The organism is Amphritea opalescens, assembly GCF_003957515.1.
Lineage (GTDB): Bacteria > Pseudomonadota > Gammaproteobacteria > Pseudomonadales > Balneatricaceae > Amphritea > Amphritea opalescens.
This window is the reverse complement of sequence record NZ_RQXW01000036.1, coordinates 1-2,241: the sequence shown is the minus strand read 5'-3', so window position 1 is coordinate 2,241 and position 2,241 is coordinate 1. Positions and strand designations below refer to the sequence as shown.

Here is a 2,241-nt window from a genome sequence, read left to right as displayed (position 1 = left end):
CAGTTTGATGGCTGACTCTTTAAATTCAGCAGTATAAGTATTGGCTTTCTTTTGATTCATTCGAACACACCTCTATTAGTGGGGATATTACCCACATCTGTGTGTCCGGGAAACTATAACCACTTCAAAACTATCAGGCTTATGTACTAAAGGCGGCTGAGTGTTAATGTGTGTAAAGAAATTGATGTTGCAAAAGCAGATGCTATTTTCTTAATCCGATGTGTTTAGACTTGATCAGATGACATAAACGGCAAGGGGTTAATACGTTAGAAGTCAACTAATCCACTTGAATGGGTTATGGATTGTTCAGATGCGCACAAAAACTTGATGATGTAAATGCTGAGTAGCTCACAGGTAGCACAAGGGCCGTGATGCATCATAGTGATATGTTCATTGTCTTGTTCAAGGGGCCTCCTTTCCCTTGGATACTGAAAATATGTAACTAACACTTTGATTTAAATGCGTATGGATATTATGATTTAGCTACATTTATGGCAGGGATGCAGTCTCGAACGGCACTATTATTCTGTAAATTTCTTTTTTTAATGCAATTAACCTGTTGATATATTTAATAAATTTTTTTTTTGGTGTAGAAAACGTCCAAAATTATGGTGCCTGAAGGGTATAGCGCCAAAGCGCACTATACTTAGCTGTTAGATTTTACGGAGTATTATCATGAGTTGGGAAGTATTATTAGGTTGTGTCGTTTCCTTATTACCTGTTTTAGAGGCACGTAAAGAAAAAGAGTATGATAGAGTCAACGAAACTCTCGATGCTTTAAGTGATGCCTATTTTTCGACTGTTACATATTATGCAGTACCCACGGATAGTCCTAAGGGAACACAGCTTGAATTAGCCTATAAATGGGATCGGGTTGCAAATCTAACTAGGCAGTTTGATCAAAATTTATCAAGTAGGTTTTCCTTAAAAAGTAGATTTTGGGAAGAAGGTGAAGCATGGAGTCCTCAACAAAGAAAAGGTGCTCGTATTGGCCTTGAGAGTGTTCGTAATGATGCTCTTTTTTTCTTGATACGAAAACAAAAGAAAGGCTAACAAGCTGCTTAAACGAAAAAATAACTGTTGATTATCGCTTCGCGATTATATCCAACGGCTCTTTTTCGTTTAGTAAAGCGTTATATGTGGAGCTTTACCGTAATAAAAGGAAAGAAATGGCATTTAAATTAAAAAACATCCCATATGTATCCTATCTTAAGTTTACTGACCAGCTTATGCGCTCGCTAGTAATGCAGGCTGAGGAAACAATAGATCAGGAAATAAAAAAGTTTGTTGAAAATGGGACGGAGATCATAGAAATAGAAATTTCTGCTGAAGAAGGAATTTATCAATATCTTGAGTATTATTGTGGGCTGACTGATCAGGATGTTATACTTGATGATATATTCACAGACTATTTCCCTAGCCTTATCCGTCGTTCAGTATTTCAAACTATTTATGGTGTTTATGAAGTTGAACTTCAAGCCCTTTGTCGAAGTTATCAGGAAAAGTTAGGCGGCAAGAAATTTGATAACTACGCTGGAAGCGGAATCGTAAAAGTTCACAATTATATAAAGAATAACTTTCCTAAACTTTCGCACATGCAAGAGTGGGATCTGCTAGACCAATTCCGTATACTTAGGAATAATTGTGTTAATAATAATGGTCGTGTTTTTAAGGGAGAAAATGAAATAAAATTAATTGCCAAATTAATTGAAGCAAACCCTAGCTTTTTTCACCACGACGGATTGAAAACTACCGTAGCACAGGACAAGTATACTAACGGCAATCAAAAAAGGACTGGTAAGTTTATAATTTTTGAAAACGGTAGCTTGAAATTTGTAGTTGAAGGATTTGAAAAATATGTGGAGGCTATCAATCGTGAATATACAGCACGTCAAAACACATAATAAAACGCTCAAATGCGATCGCTATCGCGGCGCTTTAGCTTAGCGTTAGCTGTATCACCAGACGAACACTTCCTGAGGTGTAGTCAAAATCAGTATTTAAGTCGGCATTTGCGGCCTTTTGTCTGTCTAGCTATCAAAGAGCTTGGCTGGTCATTTAAGCTGAAACTCTCCATTTATTTGCAGGTTCTCACGAGAGTACGGTCTTGGTAGGGTAATCCTCCCCTTTTTAATAGGCGCTAAAAGTAGAAGTTAAGCGACCATCAGCGGTGGTTTACCACCGTTGGCTTTATGGGGTCGCTCATGATTGTAAAACCATAACCAGCTTGTTGCATAGTCT

At 37.4% G+C, this 2,241-nt stretch carries 3 protein-coding genes; 2 read left to right on the top strand and 1 reads right to left on the bottom strand.

The features are described 5' to 3' along the window. Positions 1–675 precede the first annotated feature (675 nt). Together EH243_RS18425 and EH243_RS18420 are read left to right on the top strand one after the other, a co-directional pair. Positions 676–1,053 (top strand): hypothetical protein, encoded by a 378-nt coding sequence (locus EH243_RS18425; RefSeq protein WP_126160123.1) that lies wholly within the window; start codon positions 676–678, stop codon positions 1,051–1,053. Between the two features lie 116 nt (positions 1,054–1,169). After that, positions 1,170–1,904 (top strand): hypothetical protein, encoded by a 735-nt coding sequence (locus EH243_RS18420; protein ID WP_126160122.1) that lies wholly within the window; start codon positions 1,170–1,172, stop codon positions 1,902–1,904. A 249-nt stretch (positions 1,905–2,153) separates the two neighbouring features. Here the strand turns inward: EH243_RS18420 and EH243_RS18415 are convergent. After that, positions 2,154–2,241 (bottom strand): integrase core domain-containing protein (locus EH243_RS18415; protein WP_164549166.1); only part of this gene is annotated, 88 nt, incomplete at its 5' end.